Origin of the sequence: Pseudomonas sp. NFX98 (assembly GCF_047784845.1) — a bacterium.
Taxonomy (GTDB): Bacteria; Pseudomonadota; Gammaproteobacteria; order Pseudomonadales; family Pseudomonadaceae; genus Aquipseudomonas.
The window spans coordinates 51,330-69,694 of sequence record NZ_JBLNNF010000005.1 but is presented as its reverse complement, the minus strand read 5'-3'; the positions used below and the strand labels follow the sequence as shown (position 1 = coordinate 69,694).

The 18,365-nt window shown below is 60.6% G+C and carries 12 protein-coding genes; all 12 read left to right on the top strand.

Annotation, left to right across the window (positions count from 1 at the left end):
• The first annotated feature begins 17 nt into the window (after nucleotides 1-17).
• Nucleotides 18-1,118, top strand: a complete 1,101-nt coding sequence (gene aroB, locus ACM110_RS07950; RefSeq protein ID WP_416127347.1) for a 3-dehydroquinate synthase — start codon at nucleotides 18-20, stop codon at nucleotides 1,116-1,118.
• 10 nt (nucleotides 1,119-1,128) lie between these two features.
• Nucleotides 1,129-2,724 carry an AAA family ATPase gene (locus ACM110_RS07945; RefSeq protein WP_416127346.1) on the top strand — a complete coding sequence of 532 codons (1,596 nt, stop codon included), beginning with the start codon at nucleotides 1,129-1,131 and terminating at the stop codon, nucleotides 2,722-2,724.
• Nucleotides 2,725-3,074: 350 nt separating this feature from the next.
• Nucleotides 3,075-7,523 (top strand): glutamate synthase large subunit, encoded by a 4,449-nt coding sequence (gltB, locus tag ACM110_RS07940; protein ID WP_416127345.1) that lies wholly within the window; start codon nucleotides 3,075-3,077, stop codon nucleotides 7,521-7,523.
• A gap of 122 nt (nucleotides 7,524-7,645) precedes the next feature.
• Complete coding sequence (locus ACM110_RS07935) at nucleotides 7,646-9,064, top strand: FAD-dependent oxidoreductase (protein ID WP_218439012.1); 1,419 nt, start codon at nucleotides 7,646-7,648, stop codon at nucleotides 9,062-9,064.
• A 247-nt stretch (nucleotides 9,065-9,311) separates the two neighbouring features.
• A complete protein-coding gene (gene hemE / locus ACM110_RS07930; protein WP_338584314.1) occupies nucleotides 9,312-10,379 on the top strand; it encodes a uroporphyrinogen decarboxylase in 1,068 nt (355 codons plus the stop codon).
• Nucleotides 10,380-10,671: 292 nt separating this feature from the next.
• Nucleotides 10,672-12,138 (top strand): N-acetylglucosamine-binding protein GbpA, encoded by a 1,467-nt coding sequence (gene gbpA / locus ACM110_RS07925; protein ID WP_416127344.1) that lies wholly within the window; start codon nucleotides 10,672-10,674, stop codon nucleotides 12,136-12,138.
• A 70-nt stretch (nucleotides 12,139-12,208) separates the two neighbouring features.
• Complete coding sequence (locus ACM110_RS07920) at nucleotides 12,209-12,757, top strand: cytochrome b (protein ID WP_416127343.1); 549 nt, start codon at nucleotides 12,209-12,211, stop codon at nucleotides 12,755-12,757.
• 28 nt (nucleotides 12,758-12,785) lie between these two features.
• Complete coding sequence (locus ACM110_RS07915) at nucleotides 12,786-13,283, top strand: type II secretion system protein N (protein WP_416127342.1); 498 nt, start codon at nucleotides 12,786-12,788, stop codon at nucleotides 13,281-13,283.
• A gap of 8 nt (nucleotides 13,284-13,291) precedes the next feature.
• On the top strand, nucleotides 13,292-15,220 hold the full coding sequence (gspD, locus tag ACM110_RS07910) for a type II secretion system secretin GspD (protein WP_416127341.1): 1,929 nt from the start codon (nucleotides 13,292-13,294) through the stop codon (nucleotides 15,218-15,220).
• Nucleotides 15,217-16,698, top strand: coding sequence for a type II secretion system ATPase GspE (gene gspE / locus ACM110_RS07905; RefSeq protein WP_416127340.1), 1,482 nt, complete (start codon nucleotides 15,217-15,219; stop codon nucleotides 16,696-16,698). Before gspD ends, gspE begins: the two co-directional genes overlap by 4 nt.
• A gap of 3 nt (nucleotides 16,699-16,701) precedes the next feature.
• Nucleotides 16,702-17,910, top strand: a complete 1,209-nt coding sequence (gene gspF / locus ACM110_RS07900) for a type II secretion system inner membrane protein GspF (RefSeq protein ID WP_416127339.1) — start codon at nucleotides 16,702-16,704, stop codon at nucleotides 17,908-17,910.
• A gap of 3 nt (nucleotides 17,911-17,913) precedes the next feature.
• Nucleotides 17,914-18,363: a type II secretion system major pseudopilin GspG gene (gene gspG, locus ACM110_RS07895; RefSeq protein ID WP_416127338.1), complete on the top strand. Its 450-nt coding sequence runs from the start codon at nucleotides 17,914-17,916 to the stop codon at nucleotides 18,361-18,363.
• The last annotated feature ends 2 nt before the right edge of the window (nucleotides 18,364-18,365 follow it).

The window sequence follows — 18,365 nt, the reverse complement described above, 5'->3', positions numbered from 1 at the left end:
CTTCATTGTGGGGACACATGCAGACACTCAAGGTCGATCTAGGCGAGCGCAGCTACCCGATTCACATTGGCGAAGGTTTGTTGGATCAGCCTGAGCTGCTGGCCCCGCATATTCGCGGACGGCAAGTGGCGATCATCTCCAACGAAACCGTTGCGCCGCTCTATCTTGAACGTCTGACCCGCAGCCTCGCGCAGTTCTCGGTGATTTCCGTGGTGCTGCCCGACGGCGAAGCCTTCAAGACCTGGGAAACCCTGCAACTGATTTTCGATGGTCTGCTGACTGCACGGCATGACCGTCGCACGACAGTGATCGCCCTCGGTGGCGGCGTGATCGGTGACATGGCCGGTTTTGCGGCCGCCTGCTACCAGCGCGGCGTTGATTTCATTCAGGTCCCGACCACGTTGCTGTCGCAAGTCGACTCGTCGGTGGGCGGCAAGACCGGCATCAATCACCCGATGGGCAAGAACATGGTCGGCGCTTTCTATCAGCCGAACGTGGTGCTGATCGACACTGCTTCCCTCAATACTTTGCCGGCCCGCGAGCTGTCTGCCGGCCTGGCTGAAGTCATCAAATACGGTTTGATTTGCGATGAGCCGTTCCTGACCTGGCTCGAAGACAACGTCGACCGCCTGCGTAATCTGGACCAGCAAGCCCTGACCTACGCCATCGAGCGTTCCTGCGCGGCCAAGGCTGCGGTGGTCGGCGCCGACGAAAAAGAGACCGGTGTGCGCGCCACGCTCAACCTGGGCCACACGTTTGGTCACGCCATCGAAACCCATATGGGCTACGGTGTCTGGCTGCATGGCGAAGCGGTCGCTGCTGGCACCGTAATGGCTCTGGAAATGTCCGCACGCCTGGCCTGGATCAGCGAACAGGAACGCGATCGCGGCATTCGCCTGTTCCAGCGCGCAGGCCTGCCGGTCATCCCGCCGGAAGAGATGACCGAAGCCGATTTCCTCGAACACATGGCAATTGATAAAAAAGTGATCGACGGTCGTTTGCGCCTGGTGCTGCTGCGCCACATGGGCGAAGCGGTGGTGACCGACGATTATCCGAAAGAGGTTCTACAGGCCACGCTGGGAGCGGATTACCGCGTCCTGGCTCAGCTTAAAGGTTAATAAGAACGCGATGACTAGTTTGCATGCCGACGAGGCTTTCCTCGGCCATTACCAGTTGAATCATGACCCTTTTGCTCCACGGGTTCCTGGCTTCAAGTTTTTCCCGGCCCAACGCAAACCCGTGCTCGGGCAGTTGCACCACCTGGCACGTTACAGCCAGCTATTGCTGGTGGTCACTGGCCCGCACGGCAGTGGCAAGACCCTGCTGCGTCAGGCGCTGGTGGCCAGCACCAACAAGCAGTCGGTACAGAGCGTGGTGGTTTCCGCCCGGGGTGCCGGCGACTCGGCTGGCGTGCTGCGCCAGGTCGCCCAGGCGCTGGACGTTGCCCAGCCCGAGATCGACGCGATTCTGGCTCAGGTGGTGCAACTGGCGCTTACCGGTCAGGAAGTCTATTTGCTGGTGGATGATGCCGAGCAGCTCGACGAATCAGCGCTCGAAGCCCTGATGGCGCTGGGCGCCGGTGCCCCGGAAGGTCGTCCGCATGTGTTCCTGTTCGGTGAGTCGTCGCTGATCGCTCAGCTTGAGGCTTTGCAGCTTGAAGAAGAGCGCTTCCACGTCATCGAACTGCAGCCGTACACCGAAGAAGAGACCCGCGAATATCTGGACCAGCGTCTTGAAGGCGCAGGCCGGGGTATCGAACTTTTCACCGCGGATCAGATCTCTGATATTCACGAAAGCTCCGAGGGTTGGCCTGGCAATATCAACCAGGTTGCCCGCGATGCAATGATCGAAGCCATGATTGCCAGCCGCTCAGCGGTCAAGCGTCCAAGTATGGGGTTCAATATGCCGAAGAAACACGTATTGGCGATTTCCGCCGTCGTCGTGGTCGCGGTAGCCGCCGCCTGGTTGATGCCGGGTCGCAGCAAAGCGCCGACCACCGGTGCTCCGGCCAACGAACAGGCACAACTGCCGCTGGGCCAAGGGCAACCAACAGCCAATGGCGGTGCTCCAGCCGTAGAATTCGCCGGCAACACGCAGCCAATGCCATTGCCGTTGGTCGGTAATTCGCAGCCGGTGATGCGCGGTCCGCTGGCTGAAGCGGCTGGCGGCATCACCGAAGGTGACGATGGCGTACCGCTGGAAGGCTCCAGCGAGACACCGCCGACCGTCACCACCACCGCACCGCCCGCAGGTGTCCCGGCTGGTCCTGCACCAACACCAGCGGCCAAGCCGACGCCTGCGCCGACCCAAGTCGCCACCGCCAAGCCAGCACCGGTTCCAGCGCCTGCCGCCAAGCCTGCCCCGGCGCCAGCCAAACCGGCCGTTGCCGCTGCTGCCAAGCCTGCCGAGAAACCGGCCACCCCAGCGAAAGCCGCCGGCGGCACCTGGTACGCCGGTCAGGCTCCGGGTAACTACGTGGTGCAGATCCTCGGCACCAGCTCCGAAGCGACCGCGCAAAACTTCGTCAAGGAGCAGGGCGGCGAGTACCGTTACTTCAAGAAAGTGCTCAACGGTAAGCCGCTTTACGTCATCACCTACGGCAGTTTCACCAACCGTGATGCAGCTGTTTCCGCCATCAAGGCCTTGCCAGCGAAGGTTCAGGCTGGTAAACCTTGGCCACGCTCTGTCGCCAGTGTCCAACAGGAACTCGCCACAGCTCGCTGAAGATTCGGCGGCCTTACCCAGGCCGCCTCTCCCGGCACCTCAAAATTTCTACAAGCGCATGCCGCCTCTACAGGCCGCGTGCCTTGTGGTGTCTGCGTCACAGTAGTCTTTGAGTCGTTGCGGTCAGAATTAAAAAAGTTTTGACTAGCACAGCAGATCGCTTTAAACCTTTCACAAATGCGACATAGATTTGCGACATTTCGTCGTCAAATTTGTGAGGCCAAGTGTCGGTGTGTACAATGACCTCCCTTTTGCTCCCGCAAAGCTGGCGTACGTTCGGCGTGGATGGCAAGTGGTTGAATTGAAAAGAAATTTGCCTCGTTAAGAGGCAGCCTGGTGAGAAAGTGTCTATGAAAGCAGGTCTGTACCAACCAGATGAATTCAAGGATAACTGCGGTTTCGGCCTGATAGCCCATATGCAGGGCGAACCCAGTCATACCCTTTTGCAAACGGCCATCGAGGCCCTGACCTGCATGACCCACCGCGGTGGGATTAATGCCGACGGCAAGACCGGTGACGGTTGCGGTCTGCTGATTCAAAAGCCGGACGTATTCCTGCGAGCCATCGCCCAGGAAACCTTCGGCGTCGCACTGCCCAAGCAATATGCCGTGGGCATGGTCTTCTTCAATCAGGACCCGGTCAAAGCCGAAGCCGCTCGCGAGAACATGAACCGCGAGATCTTGGCTGCCGGCCTGCAGCTGGTCGGCTGGCGCAAAGTGCCGATCGACACCAGCGTCCTCGGCCGCCTGGCCCTTGAGCGCCTGCCGCAGATCGAGCAAGTGTTCATCGGCGGTGAAGGCCTGAGCGATCAGGACATGGCGATCAAGCTGTTCAGCTCCCGTCGTCGCTCGTCCGTGGCCAACGCCGCCGACGTCGATCACTACATCTGCAGCTTTTCCCACAAGACCATCATTTATAAAGGCCTGATGATGCCGGCGGATTTGACCGCCTTCTATCCAGACCTGAGCGACGAGCGCCTGCAAACCGCGATCTGCGTGTTCCACCAGCGCTTCTCCACCAACACCCTGCCGAAATGGCCGCTGGCTCAACCGTTCCGCTTCCTGGCGCACAACGGCGAGATCAACACCATCACCGGCAACCGCAACTGGGCCGTGGCCCGTCGCACCAAATTCGCCAACGACCTGATGCCCGATCTCGAAGAGCTCGGCCCACTGGTCAACCGCGTCGGTTCCGACTCTTCCAGCATGGACAACATGCTCGAACTGATGGTCACCGGTGGTATCGACCTGTTCCGTGGCGTGCGGATGATCATTCCGCCAGCGTGGCAGAACGTCGAAACCATGGACCCGGACCTGCGTGCGTTCTACGAATACAACTCGATGCACATGGAGCCGTGGGACGGCCCGGCCGGCGTGGTAATGACTGACGGTCGCTACGCGGTTTGCCTGCTCGACCGTAACGGTCTGCGTCCGGCGCGTTGGGTGACCACCACCAACGGTTTCATCACCCTGGCTTCGGAAATCGGTGTCTGGAACTACCAGCCTGAAGACGTGATCGCCAAGGGCCGCGTTGGTCCGGGCCAGATCTTTGCCGTGGACACCGAAACCGGGCAGATCCTCGACACCGACGCCATCGACAACCGTCTGAAGTCGCGTCATCCGTACAAGCAATGGTTGCGCAAGAACGCCCTGCGCATCCAGGCGACCATGGAAGACAACGACCACGGTTCGGCGTTCTACGACGTCGATCAGCTCAAGCAATACATGAAGATGTACCAGGTCACGTTCGAAGAGCGCGATCAGGTACTGCGTCCGCTCGGTGAGCAAGGCTACGAAGCCGTCGGCTCGATGGGCGACGATACGCCGATGGCCGTGCTGTCTCAGCGCGTGCGCACTCCGTACGACTATTTCCGCCAGCAGTTCGCGCAGGTCACCAACCCGCCGATCGACCCGCTGCGTGAAGCCATCGTCATGTCGCTGGAAATCTGCCTCGGTGCCGAGCGCAACATCTTCCAGGAGTCGCCGGAACACGCTTCGCGCGTGATCCTCAGCTCGCCGGTCATTTCCCCGGCCAAGTGGCGCTCGCTGATGAACCTCGATCGTCCGGGCTTCGAACGCGCGATCATCGATCTGAACTACGACGAGAGCGTCGGCCTCGAAGCGGCGATCCGCAACGTTGCCGATCAGGCTGAAGAAGCCGTGCGCGCCGGTCGTACCCAGGTTGTGCTGAGTGACCGTCACATTGCACCGGGCAAGTTGCCGATCCACGCGTCCCTGGCCACCGGCGCGGTACATCACCGCCTGACCGAAAAAGGCCTGCGTTGCGACTCCAACATCCTGGTGGAAACCGCGACCGCTCGCGATCCGCATCACTTCGCCGTGTTGATCGGTTTCGGCGCCTCCGCCGTTTATCCGTTCCTGGCCTACGAAGTGCTGGGCGACCTGATCCGTACCGGTGAAGTGCTGGGCGACCTCTACGAGGTGTTCAAGAACTACCGTAAAGGCATCACCAAAGGCTTGCTCAAGATCCTGTCGAAGATGGGCATCTCGACCATCACCTCTTATCGCGGAGCACAACTGTTCGAAGCGATCGGCCTGTCCGAGGAAGTCTGCAACCTGAGCTTCCGTGGCGTGCCAAGCCGCATCAAGGGTGCGCGTTTCGTCGACATCGAAGCCGAGCAGAAAGCCCTGGCCACCGAAGCCTGGAGCCCGCGCAAGCCGATTCAGCAAGGCGGCCTGCTGAAGTTCGTCCACGGTGGCGAATATCACGCGTACAACCCGGACGTGGTCAACACCCTGCAAGCCGCTGTGCAGCAGGGCGACTACAGCAAGTTCAAGGAATACACGTCGCTGGTGGACAATCGTCCGGTGTCGATGATCCGCGACCTGCTGAAGGTCAAAACCCTCGACACGCCGCTGGACATCAGCGAGATCGAACCGCTGGAATCGGTGCTCAAGCGCTTCGACTCTGCCGGTATCTCCCTGGGCGCCCTGTCGCCGGAAGCTCACGAAGCCTTGGCCGAAGCCATGAACCGCCTCGGTGCGCGTTCCAACTCCGGTGAAGGCGGCGAAGACCCGGCGCGCTACGGCACCATCAAGAGCTCGAAAATCAAGCAGGTCGCGACTGGCCGTTTCGGTGTGACCCCGGAATATCTGGTCAACGCCGAAGTGCTGCAGATCAAGGTCGCCCAGGGCGCCAAGCCGGGCGAAGGTGGTCAACTGCCGGGCGGCAAAGTGAACGGTCTGATCGCCAAGCTGCGTTACGCAGTACCGGGCGTGACCCTGATTTCGCCTCCGCCGCACCACGACATCTATTCCATCGAAGACTTGTCGCAGCTGATTTTCGACCTGAAACAAGTCAACCCGAAGGCGCTGGTCTCGGTGAAGCTGGTAGCGGAAGCGGGCGTCGGCACCATCGCTGCCGGTGTGGCCAAGGCCTATGCGGACTTGATCACCATCTCCGGCTACGACGGCGGCACCGGTGCATCGCCGCTGACTTCGATCAAATACGCGGGCGCTCCGTGGGAACTCGGCTTGGCCGAAACCCACCAGACCCTGCGCGGCAACGATCTACGCGGAAAAGTCCGGGTACAGACCGACGGCGGCCTGAAAACCGGCCTCGACGTGATCAAGGCTGCCATCCTCGGCGCTGAAAGCTTCGGCTTCGGCACCGCGCCAATGATCGCCCTGGGCTGCAAATACCTGCGCATCTGCCACCTGAACAACTGCGCAACCGGCGTCGCGACTCAGAACGAGAAGCTGCGCAAGGATCACTACATCGGCACCGTCGACATGGTGGTGAACTTCTTCACCTACGTCGCCGAAGAAACCCGTGAGTGGCTGGCCAAGCTGGGCGTGCGCTCCCTCGAAGAGCTGATCGGCCGTACCGATCTGCTGGAAATCCTCGAAGGACAGACCGCCAAGCAGCATCACCTGGACCTGACCCCATTGCTGGGCAGCGACCACGTGCCGGCGGACAAGCCGCAGTTCTGCGGTGTGGAACGCAACCCACCGTTCGACAAGGGCCTGCTGGCCGAGAAAATGGTCGACATGGCCACCTCGGCGATCAACGACAAGAGCGGCGCTGAGTTCGACCTGGACATCTGCAACTGTGACCGCTCCATCGGTGCACGGATCTCCGGTGAAATCGCGCGCAAGCACGGCAACCAGGGCATGGCGAATGCGCCTATCACCTTCCGCTTCAAGGGCACGGCCGGGCAGAGCTTCGGCGTGTGGAACGCCGGTGGCCTGAACATGTACCTGGAAGGCGACGCCAACGACTACGTCGGCAAGGGCATGACCGGCGGCAAGCTGGTCATCGTTCCGCCGAAGGGCAGCGTCTACAAGACTCAGGACAGTGCCATCATCGGCAACACCTGCCTGTACGGCGCTACCGGTGGCAAGCTGTTCGCCGCCGGCACCGCAGGCGAACGTTTCGCCGTGCGTAACTCTGGTGCCCACACCGTCGTGGAAGGCACTGGCGATCACTGCTGCGAGTACATGACCGGTGGTTTCGTCTGCGTCCTGGGCAAGACCGGTTACAACTTCGGCTCTGGCATGACCGGCGGTTTCGCCTACGTGCTCGACCAGGACAACACCTTCGTTGACCGGGTCAACCACGAACTGGTGGAAATCCAGCGGATCAGCGGCGAGGCGATGGAAGCCTACCGTAGCCATTTGCAACGCGTGCTGAACGAGTACGTCGAGGAAACCGACAGCGAGTGGGGTCGTAACCTCGCCGAAAACCTCGATGATTACCTGCGCCGTTTCTGGTTGGTCAAGCCCAAGGCTGCCACCCTGAAATCGTTGCTTTCCAGCACCCGTGCCAATCCGCAATAAGGGCAGCTGCAAGCGGCAAGCTTCAAGCCGCAAGTTAAATGCAGTGCGCGATGTGCCTGCCACCGTGATTGTCTTGCAGCTTGAAGCTTGTAGCTTCGAGCTGCTGTTAAGAGGTTTTAGTAATGGCTGAACGTCTGAATAATGACTTCCAGTTCATCGAGGTCGGGCGCAAGGATCCGAAGAAGAAACTGTTGCGTCAACGCAAGAAAGAGTTCGTGGAAATCTACGAACCGTTCAAACCCCAGCAGTCGGCCGACCAGGCCCACCGCTGCCTGGGTTGCGGTAACCCGTATTGCGAATGGAAGTGCCCGGTGCACAACTTCATTCCCAACTGGCTGAAGCTGGTGGCCGAGGGCAACATCCTCCAGGCCGCCGAGCTGTCGCACCAGACCAACACCCTGCCGGAAGTGTGCGGCCGGGTGTGCCCACAGGACCGCCTGTGCGAGGGTGCGTGCACCCTCAACGACGGCTTCGGCGCGGTGACCATCGGTTCGGTTGAGAAGTACATCACCGACACCGCGTTCGCCATGGGCTGGCGCCCGGACATGTCCAAGGTCAAGCCGACCGGAAAACGCGTCGCGATCATCGGCGCGGGCCCGGCGGGCCTGGGCTGTGCCGACGTGCTGGTGCGTGGCGGCGTGACCCCGGTGGTGTTCGACAAGAACCCGGAAATCGGTGGTCTGCTGACCTTCGGCATCCCCGAGTTCAAGCTGGAAAAGACCGTGCTGAGCAATCGTCGCGAAGTCTTCAGCGGCATGGGCATCCAGTTCCGCCTCAACACCGAGGTGGGCAAGGACGTGACCATGGAGCAACTGCTCGAAGAATACGATGCCGTGTTCATGGGCATGGGCACCTACACCTACATGAAGGGCGGCTTTGCCGGTGAAGACCTGCCGGGCGTGTACGACGCGCTGGACTTCCTGATCGCCAACGTCAACCGCAACCTGGGCTTTGAAAAGTCGCCGGAAGATTTCGTCGACATGAAAGGCAAGAAGGTCGTGGTTCTCGGCGGCGGCGACACGGCGATGGACTGCAACCGCACCTCGATCCGCCAGGGTGCCAAGTCGGTGACCTGCGCTTATCGTCGTGACGAAGCGAACATGCCGGGCTCGCGCAAAGAGGTGAAGAACGCCAAGGAAGAAGGCGTGAAATTCCTCTACAACCGCCAGCCGATCGCCATCGTTGGCGAGGACAAGGTCGAAGGCGTGAAGGTGGTCGAGACCCGTCTCGGCGAGCCAGACGCCCGTGGCCGTCGCAGCCCCGAGCCGATCCCGGGCTCCGAAGAAATCATCCCGGCCGACGCCGTGGTCATCGCTTTCGGTTTCCGTCCAAGCCCGGCGCCGTGGTTCGAACAGTTCAGCATCCAGACCGACAGCCAGGGCCGTGTCGTGGCCCCGGAACAAGGTCAGTACAAGCACCAGACCAGCAACCCGAAGATCTTTGCTGGTGGCGACATGGTGCGCGGTTCTGACCTGGTGGTGACGGCAATCTTCGAAGGCCGTAATGCCGCTGAAGGGATCCTGGATTACCTGGGCGTTTAATCCCGTCCGGCTGACTGCAATGCAATACCTGTGGGAGCTGGCTTGCCAGCGATAGCATCACCTCGGTCAATCTGACACACCGAGGTGGCCGCATCGCTGGCAGGCCAGCTCCCACAGTGTTTTGTGGTGTTGCAAACACTGCATTCCACCGCGACAAATTGACCCGATAGACAAAAGGCTGGCCTGCAACCGTGCCTTTTGCGTCCGGCTCTGAGAAAATGCCCGCACTTTTTTTCCGGATGCCGACATGACTGCCCTGAAGAACGACCGTTTCCTTCGCGCCCTGCTCAAGCAACCCGTAGACGTCACCCCCGTGTGGATGATGCGTCAGGCCGGTCGCTACCTGCCGGAATACCGCGCCAGCCGCGCCAAGGCCGGCGACTTCATGAGCCTGTGCATGAACCCGGAGTTCGCTTGCGAAGTCACGATGCAACCGCTCGACCGCTATCCACAACTGGATGCGGCGATCCTCTTCTCCGACATCCTGACCATCCCGGACGCGATGGGCCAGGGCCTGTACTTCGAAACCGGTGAAGGTCCGCGCTTCAAGAAAGTCGTCAGCACCCTGGCCGACATCGAAGCCCTGCCGATCCCTGATCCACACAAAGACCTTGGCTACGTGATGGACGCGGTCAGCACCATTCGCCGTGAACTGAACGGTCGTGTACCGCTGATCGGCTTTGCCGGCAGCCCATGGACCCTGGCGACCTACATGGTCGAAGGCGGCTCGTCGAAGGACTACCGCAAGACCAAGACCATGCTCTACGACAACCCGCAAGCCTTGCACCTGCTGCTGGACAAGCTCGCGCAGACGGTCACCAGCTATCTCAATGGCCAGATCATGGCCGGCGCGCAAGCGGTGCAGATCTTCGACAGCTGGGGCGGCAGCCTCTCGGCGGCGGCGTACCAGGAATTCTCCCTGGCCTACATGAAGAAAATCGTCAGCGGCCTGATCCGCGAGCACGAAGGTCGCAAGGTGCCGGTGATCCTGTTCACCAAGAACGGTGGGCTGTGGCTGGAAAGCATCGCCGATGCTGGCGCGGACGCTCTGGGCCTGGACTGGACCTGCGACATCGGCAGCGCCCGCACCCGTGTTGGCGACAAAGTCGCGCTGCAAGGCAACATGGACCCGACTGTGCTCTACGCGAAGCCAGAAGCGATTCGCACCGAGGTCGGACGTATCCTCGCCAGCTATGGCAAGGGCAGCGGCCACGTGTTCAACCTGGGTCACGGCATCACACCGGAAGTCGATCCGGAACATGCGGGTGCGTTCTTGCGCGCCGTGCATGAGTTGTCGGCGCAATATCACGAGTAACAGATTTCTGATGTTGCTAAAGCCTGTCCGGCATGGCGCCGGACAGGCTTTTTTTATGTTCTTTTTTCTTGTTTAGTGGCGGCGCTACAACTTGTAAGAATTCTTTCATCCATTGTCGGAGAAAGAGCTGAAGAGACTGTTCCTGCATTCAGCAGAGATTTGCCCTACATAGAAAACTCATTCATCCACGTAAGGTTCGGACCCTTGCTCAGCCAGTCGCTGAGCAATATCGCAAACATCGGCGCCAGCAATGCGCGCCTTAAATTTCGATAAGAAGTCTGGAACTCATTTGATGAAAAATACTTCGTACAAGGGAAGTGCGTTTGCTGCGTGCACTTCTTCAATGATCCTGTTATCGGCAATGTTGGCGTCACAAAGTGTTTCCGCTCATGGCTTCCTGGAAGTGCCACCATCACGCGCACTGCTCTGTCAGAAAGGCTTGAATACCAACTGTGGCGGCGCGCAATACGAACCACAAAGTGTTGGCGAAACCTTCAAGGGTTTTCCCGCCGGTGTCGGTGGCGCTCCATTGCAGGGACCGGTCGATGGCAAGATTCCAAGTGGCGGTCACTCTCTGTTCTCGGCACTGGACGCTCAGTCCGCCACCCGTTGGCACCTGACGGAAATCCACAATCGCACTCTGGATTTCCAATGGCACTACACGGCCGTTCATCCGGCCACCAAACATGAATACTTCATCACCCGCAACGGCTGGAACCCGAACGAAGCGCTCAAGCGCGCTACCTTCGAGAGCACACCGTTCTGCACCATCGACGGTGGCAATCAGAAGCCATCCAACAGCGACAAGCACAACTGCACCATTCCCGCCGACAAATCCGGTCATCACGTCATCCTGGGGATCTGGACCGTGGGTGACACCGACGCCGCGTTCTACAACCCGGCCGACGTGAACATCCTGGCTGAGCCGGAGCTGCCGGGTGGCTGGACCTCCGTCGGCAGCATTGCGCCTTCGAGCACCTTGCTGGTCGGTGACAAGGTCAAGGCTCGTGCATTCTCCGCCAATGGCGAAAGCCCGGATTACAGTGTCGAGATTTCCATCAATACGGCCGAGGAAGGTGCACCCAACAACTGGTCGTTCAAGTTGGCAGAAGCGATCAACAAGGCTCACACACTCATCCGTGCGGGCGTGCGTGACGAAGACGGCACCGTCGAGCCGGTCAAGGGCAATAACCGTCTGTTTGCGCAAAAAGAGAGCGGTGTGACCCGCTACGAAGTGCAATTGAACATGCAGGAAGATGCTGCAGCTCGTCTGTCGGTGGCCTCCCAGCAAGCTGAATATGTGCTGGAAAAAGGCTTGGCCAAGGTTGATTTCGGCATTTTGTCCAACCGCAAAATGAACGTCGAAGCGACCCTGTTCAACGAGAACAACAAGCCAGTCGGCTCCACCTCTGCAGAAGTGGACAGCGGTTCGACATGGCTGGCGATCGATGTGCGCGGCAACCCTGGCGCACATACGCTGACCCTGGTCGGCACCACACTCGATGGCCGCACTACTCGCCAGGATACCCAGACCACGCAACTGACGGGTGAAGGCGCTGGCGCTGACTACGAGTTTGTATTCCCGGAAGGCATCAGCGGTTACATCGCTGGTACCAGAGTGCTGCAACCGAAGATCAACAAAGTCTTCGAGTGCAAGCCATTCCCGGAGTCGGGCTACTGCAAGCAGTACACCCCGACCGCCAACGGATTTGAGCCTGGCGTCGGTGCTCATTCGCACATGGCGTGGAACGAACTCTAAGTCCTCCCGCAGCACTTCAGGTGACCTGTGAAGGTCGCCTGAAGGCAGATTTTTTGACGATCGAGTAGAAATGATGGTTTCGGGTTATTCCAGACAACGTGTGCTGCTGCACTGGTTGTCGGCAGCGGTCATCGTTTGGACCCTGGCTTCCGGGTTCTATGCAGCGGGCGTTGATGTACCAGCGCCCATCAAGCACTGGGTGGCTTTTCTCAACGTTTCGCTGACCACAGTGTTCATTCCGTTTTTCGCCTGGCGCTTGTTTATTTTTGCCAATCACACCCGGCTGGTGAGTGTGATGGCGTTATCGATCATGGAGCGGCTCGTGCTGCTCGCTCACGGGCTGATTTATTTCACAGTGAGTTTCGTGTTGGTGACCGGTGTGTTGATGATGGGCCGCCCGATCGATGTGTTCGGGGTGGTCGAAATTGCTCAGCCGCTGAATGATGCTGATCTCCTTGCGCAGTTCACTGCAGCTCATGTGTGGGCGTGTGGGGTGCTTGCTGCACTGATTGCACTGCATGTCGGTGCAGTGATCGTGCACGAGATATGCGGCCATCGGATATTGCGGCGAATGTCTTTGCGACTGTGCGTCAATCGTTCGAACGAGCAGTTCGAGTGAGCCTCCCGTGAAGCATTCATTGAGAGTGATGGGCCGTATTAGCCTGCTGATTATGCCCATTGGCTATGTGGTATTTCTGGTATGGCAGGAGTGGCGTTTTCGCGAACGCCTGGCCATGCCTTTGCCGATTCTTGTGGCAACGCTGCCCGTACCCATCCATAAGCCTTTGGATGCCACAGCGGTGGCAACGGTGCTGGGTCTGATCAAAGACACAGCGTTGCTTGCCAGTACCGAGCCGCTGACCTTGCAGGCCAGTTTTGTCGTCAGCAACGGTGTGTCAAAAGCGTTGCTGGCCGATGCTCAGGGGCCGCGGATGTATCAGATGGGCGAACGCTTGCCGGGTGGTAGCGTCCTGCGCCGTGTCGAGGCCAATCAAGTAGTGCTGTGGAACAAAGGGCGAGAAGAGCGACTCGCACTGCAAGCCCCAGCCGAGCGCTTCCTGCGTCGACTCGGGTCGCCAGGCGACCTGCACAACTTTGCTACTCCTGCGCGTTATCTACGCCCGTTGACCGGGCCGTCAGAGTGATCACATTCATGAACCGTTTCCTTGGCACGCCTACCTTGCGCCCTCTGCTTTTGCTTGCGGTTTTTTTGAGCCTGGCCTTGCCGCGCACGCTCCAGGCAGCAGAAGAAAAATGGCAGTTGGCAATGAACAATGCCGAACTGCGCGACATCGTCGAGGAAATTTCCAGCATTCTCGGGACCACCGTGGTGCTTGATCCCAGAGTCTCCGGGCGCATCACGGTCATGTCTCGGCAAGCCCTCGATCGCGAAGGTGTCCGTCGTTTGTTTTACTCAGTGCTCGACGCTCACAACTTCACGGTGATCGACGAAGGCGACCGGATTCTGATTACTCCGGTGACCGAAGCCAAAACCCGCGCTGGCAACGGTCCGGCAAAAAACGCCACGCCTTCGCAGTTCGTCACCCGGGTCATCGAGCTGAATACCAGCAGCGCCACTGATATTGGCGGGCTGGTACGGCCGCTGGTATCGGTCAATGGCTATGTCGGCCCGTCGGTGTCGGCCAATGCACTGGTGGTTACCGACACGGCGGCTAACGTGCAACGAATCACTCAGGTGGTGCGTCAGCTGGATTCGGGGCAGGGCAACATGCACGCCGTGGTTCAACTGCGCCACGCCCAGGCCAGCGATGTCGCCCCGGTGATGGAAGCCTCGCTGGGCAAACGCAATGCCGACACCACGATCCAGGTGTTGGCCGACAGCAGAACCAACCGCCTGATCTTCATCGGCCCGCCCGCGGTTCGCCAACGCCTGGCCGAACTGGCTCGCGGCCTGGACATTCCTGCCACGGCAGTCGCGGACAATGCCCGCGTAATCCGCCTGCGTCACAGCGATGCCAAGCAGTTGGCGGAAATTCTGGAAAGCATGGGGCAGGGCAGAAAATCGGCTCCAACCCTTGGCAGCAGCAAGGACACAGCGGCCAGTGCGACATTCATGATCAAGGCCGACGAAAGCCAGAATGCGCTGGTGCTGATCGCCGAGCCGGCGCAGGTGCGAACCATCGAAAGCATCGTGCGTCAGTTGGACCAGCCTCGTGCGCAGGTGCTGATCCATGCCGCCATCGTCGAGATTTCCGGGGACATCGCCGAAGCCGTTGGCGTGCAATGGGGCTTGAACACCGGCGACGCGAAAGGCTTCATCAACTTCCCCGGCACCGACATTCCGATCGTCGGCGGCCTGACGTTTGACGAGAACAAGTCGGCGCCGGAAGGCGCACTGCTGCGGCTGGGCAGTGACCGTTTCGGTGCGTTGATTTCGGCCCTGGCCAGCAACACCCACAGCAACCTGTTGTCCACGCCGAGCCTGTTGACCCTGGACAATCAGGAAGCGGAAATCATCGTCGGCCAGAACGTGCCGTTCAAAACCGGCTCCTACGCGACCAACAGCAGCGGTGCGGACAATCCGTTCACCACGGTCGAGCGCAAGGACGTCGGCATCAGCCTGAAGATCAAGCCTTATATCAACGAAGGGTCGACGCTGCGCCTGGAGGTCGAGCAGGAAGTCTCGGACATTGCGCCGTCGGTTTCCGGTATCGATTCGTCTGACCTGATCACCAACAAGCGAGCGCTCAAGAGCACGATTCTGGCCGACGACGGCGAAATCATCGTCATTGGCGGTTTGATCCGGGACAGCGTGCGCACGCAAAAAAGCGGTGTGCCATTGCTGCGCGACATTCCCTACCTCGGTGCCCTGTTTCGCTGGACCCGCGACACCCAAACGAAAAGCAATCTGATGGTGTTCTTGCGGCCGACCATCGTGCGCAGCAAGGAAGACCTGGTCGACGTCAGCCAGCAGCGTTACAACGCGCTGCGCGATTTGAGTCAGCAGGGCGCGGCGGGCAACAACTCGTTGCTGCTGCCAGCGGATGCGCGGCGGTTGTTCGAGCCGGGTTCCGATGCGCCGGTGTTTGATCTGCGACAGTCAACGCCCCATACGCCATGAACCACACGACTGTTTTTTACGAGCCACTGCCCTTCGGTTTCGCCCGGCGTTTCGGCGTGCTGGTGGAGTGCGAGGGCGAGGAATGGAGCCTGGCGATGCGCGCCGATACGCCGCTCACGGCCCTGGCCGAAGCGCATCGGGTGTGCGGCCGGGCGCTGCCGTTGCGGCTGCTGTCAGCGGACGTGTTTGCCACGCGACTGGCCGCAGCCTACCGCGAAGGCCAGAGCGCCGCTGAACAGGTCGCTCAAGGGCTGGACGAAGAACTGGACTTGCTCAGCCTGGTGGATCAGGTGCCGCAAACCGCCGATCTGCTGGAGCAGCAAGGCGATGCGCCGATCATCCGCTTGATCAATGCGCTACTCAGCGAAGCCGTGCGTGAACAGGCCTCGGACGTGCACCTGGAAACCTTCGAGCAATACCTGTCGGTGCGCATGCGGGTCGATGGGCAATTGCGCGAAATGCTTCGGCCACGGCGTGAATTGGCGACGCTGCTGGTGTCGCGGATCAAGGTCATGGCGCGGCTGGATATCGCTGAAAAACGGGTGCCACAGGATGGTCGGATAGCCCTGCGGTTGGCCGGGCATGAAGTCGACGTGCGGGTTTCGACCCTGCCTTCAGCCCATGGCGAACGAGTGGTCTTGCGCCTGCTCGATAAACAGGCCGGGCGGCTGGAGTTGCAACGTCTGGGCATGCCGGAAGACACCCTCGCAGACCTGCGCCAACTCTTGGGCAAACCCCACGGCATTCTGCTGGTCACCGGCCCGACGGGCTCCGGCAAGACCACCAGCTTGTACGCCGCGCTGAGCAGCCTGAACGATCAGACCCGCAACATCCTGACGGTCGAAGACCCCATCGAATATCACTTGCCCGGCGTCGGGCAGATGCCCGTCAACCCGAAAGTCGACATGACCTTCGCCCGAGGTTTGCGGGCGATTCTGCGTCAGGATCCCGATGTGGTGATGGTCGGTGAAATCCGTGACCGCGAGACCGCCGAAATCGCCGTCCAGGCGTCGTTGACCGGTCACCTGGTGCTGTCGACGTTGCACACCAACAGCGCGGTCGGTGCGGTGACGCGTCTGGTGGACATGGGGGTGGATGCGTATCTGTTGGCATCGTCGCTGGTGGGCGTTTTGGCCCAGCGGTTGTTGCGTACTTTGTGCCCGCATTGCAAGGCGCCGTACAGCGCTGATGCGGCTGCCTGCCAGCGTTTGGGGCTCGACACTGGCGCGTCGTTGCAACTGTTCAGAGCGGTGGGTTGTGAACGGTGTCAGCACGGTTATCGCGGGCGGATCGGCATCTATGAATTGATCAGCGTGACGCCGGCCATCTCGACGCTGATTCATCAGGGCGCCGGTGAGCAGGCATTGACGGCCGAGGCACGCAAGGTGTCGCGCAGCCTGTTTCAGGACGGCCGGCAACGGGTGATCGACGGGCAAACCAGCTTCGACGAGTTGCTGCGCGTGACGCGGGAGGACTGAAGCATGCCGACATTCGACTATCGCGCTGACGATGCTCAGGGTCGCCGGTGCAAGGGACAGCTGGAGGCCGACAGCGACCGTCATGCGCGGCAATTGCTGCGTGAGCGCGGCTTTTGGCCGCGCAGCGTGAGTGCGGTCCAGGTCACAGATGGCGTGAATGCACCACGAGGCACCGGACGGTTGAGCGCCGCCGATCTGGCGCTGCTGACGTTGCAACTATCGACGCTGGTACAGGCCGGTTTGCCGTTGGAAGAGGCGCTCGACGCCGTGGCAAAACAGAGTGCCAAACGGCGGGTCGCGGGCCTGCTGTCGGCGGTCAGAAGCCGGGTGATGGAAGGGCATGCGCTGGCCACGGCACTGGCGCAGTTTCCCAAGGCGTTCCCGGAATTGTTCCGCGCCACCGTGGCTGCCGGGGAACGTTCCGGGCATCTGGGCCATGTGCTGGAACAGCTGGCCGCCTACACCCAGGCCCGCCAGGCGTCACGGCAAAAGATCCAGATGGCCTTGGTGTATCCGCTGATCCTGATGCTGACCAGCGTGGTGATCGTCGGTTTTCTGCTCGGTTTCGTGGTGCCGGACGTGGTGAAGATTTTTGTCGACAGCGGCCAGCCATTGCCATGGTTGACCCGGGTGTTGATCAGCGCCAGTGACGGCCTGCGCAACCATGGTCTGTTGCTGCTCGGCGCGTTGGCGATGGTGGTTGGCCTTTGGCGCTGGAGCCTGCATCAGCCGGTCTGGCGGCTGCGTTGGCATCGTCTGGTACTCGATGTGCCGGTCTTCGGTGAAGTGCTGCGGGCGATGGAGGCCGCACGTTTCGCCAGCACCCTGGCGATCCTCGGCAAAAGTGCGGTGCCTTTGGTTGACGCACTGGAAATCGCCGCGGCCGTGATCGGCAACCTGACCATTCGCACGCGCATGGCCGATGTCGCCCGCTCGGTCCGCGAAGGGGGAACCCTGACCCGTGGCCTGGAGCTCGGCGGCGACATTCCGCCGATGATGCTGCACATGATCGCCAGCGGCGAACGCGCCGGTGAACTCGACCGCATGCTGGCCCGCGCCGCCGAGCAACAGGAAAGCAGCCTGGCCGCGCGTATCGCCCTGGTGGTGAGCCTGTTTGAGCCCGCGATGCTGGTGCTGATGGGCGGCGTGGTGCTGCTGATCGTCCTGGCCATCCTGCTTCCGATTCTCAGCCTCAACCAATTGGTGAATTGACCCATGAACGCCCCACGTCACAGAACGTCCCAACGCGGTTTTACCCTGATCGAAATCATGGTGGTGGTGGTCATCATCGGCATTCTGGGGGCCATTGTGGTGCCGCAGTTCATGAGCCGCCCCGATCAAGCCAAAGTCACCGCTGCCAAAGTCGACATCCAGGCCATCTCTACTGCGCTGGAGATGTACCGCCTCGACAACTTCCATTACCCCTCGACGCAACAAGGATTGGAAGCCTTGAACAAACGCCCGTCCGGGCTGCCGGCGGCGCGGAGCTGGAACCCCAACGGCTACCTTAAAAGCCTGCCCGTGGACCCATGGAACACGCCCTATCAATACCTCAATCCCGGTGTGAAGTCGGCCGATGGCAGCTACGACTTGTATTCCCTCGGCTCCGACGGCGTGGTGGGCGGCGAAGGGCATGCGGCCGACATCGGCAACTGGGGCGGTTGATT

Bases quoted from the DNA above. Each gene is read 5' to 3' on its own strand.
- aroB (WP_416127347.1), top strand. From the start codon at position 18: ATGCAGACACTCAAGGTCGATCTAGGCGAGCGCAGCTACCCGATTCAC.
- ACM110_RS07945 (WP_416127346.1), top strand. From the start codon at position 1,129: ATGACTAGTTTGCATGCCGACGAGGCTTTCCTCGGCCATTACCAGTTG.
- gltB (WP_416127345.1), top strand. From the start codon at position 3,075: ATGAAAGCAGGTCTGTACCAACCAGATGAATTCAAGGATAACTGCGGT.
- ACM110_RS07935 (WP_218439012.1), top strand. From the start codon at position 7,646: ATGGCTGAACGTCTGAATAATGACTTCCAGTTCATCGAGGTCGGGCGC.
- hemE (WP_338584314.1), top strand. From the start codon at position 9,312: ATGACTGCCCTGAAGAACGACCGTTTCCTTCGCGCCCTGCTCAAGCAA.
- gbpA (WP_416127344.1), top strand. From the start codon at position 10,672: ATGAAAAATACTTCGTACAAGGGAAGTGCGTTTGCTGCGTGCACTTCT.
- ACM110_RS07920 (WP_416127343.1), top strand. From the start codon at position 12,209: ATGATGGTTTCGGGTTATTCCAGACAACGTGTGCTGCTGCACTGGTTG.
- ACM110_RS07915 (WP_416127342.1), top strand. From the start codon at position 12,786: ATGGGCCGTATTAGCCTGCTGATTATGCCCATTGGCTATGTGGTATTT.
- gspD (WP_416127341.1), top strand. From the start codon at position 13,292: ATGAACCGTTTCCTTGGCACGCCTACCTTGCGCCCTCTGCTTTTGCTT.
- gspE (WP_416127340.1), top strand. From the start codon at position 15,217: ATGAACCACACGACTGTTTTTTACGAGCCACTGCCCTTCGGTTTCGCC.
- gspF (WP_416127339.1), top strand. From the start codon at position 16,702: ATGCCGACATTCGACTATCGCGCTGACGATGCTCAGGGTCGCCGGTGC.
- gspG (WP_416127338.1), top strand. From the start codon at position 17,914: ATGAACGCCCCACGTCACAGAACGTCCCAACGCGGTTTTACCCTGATC.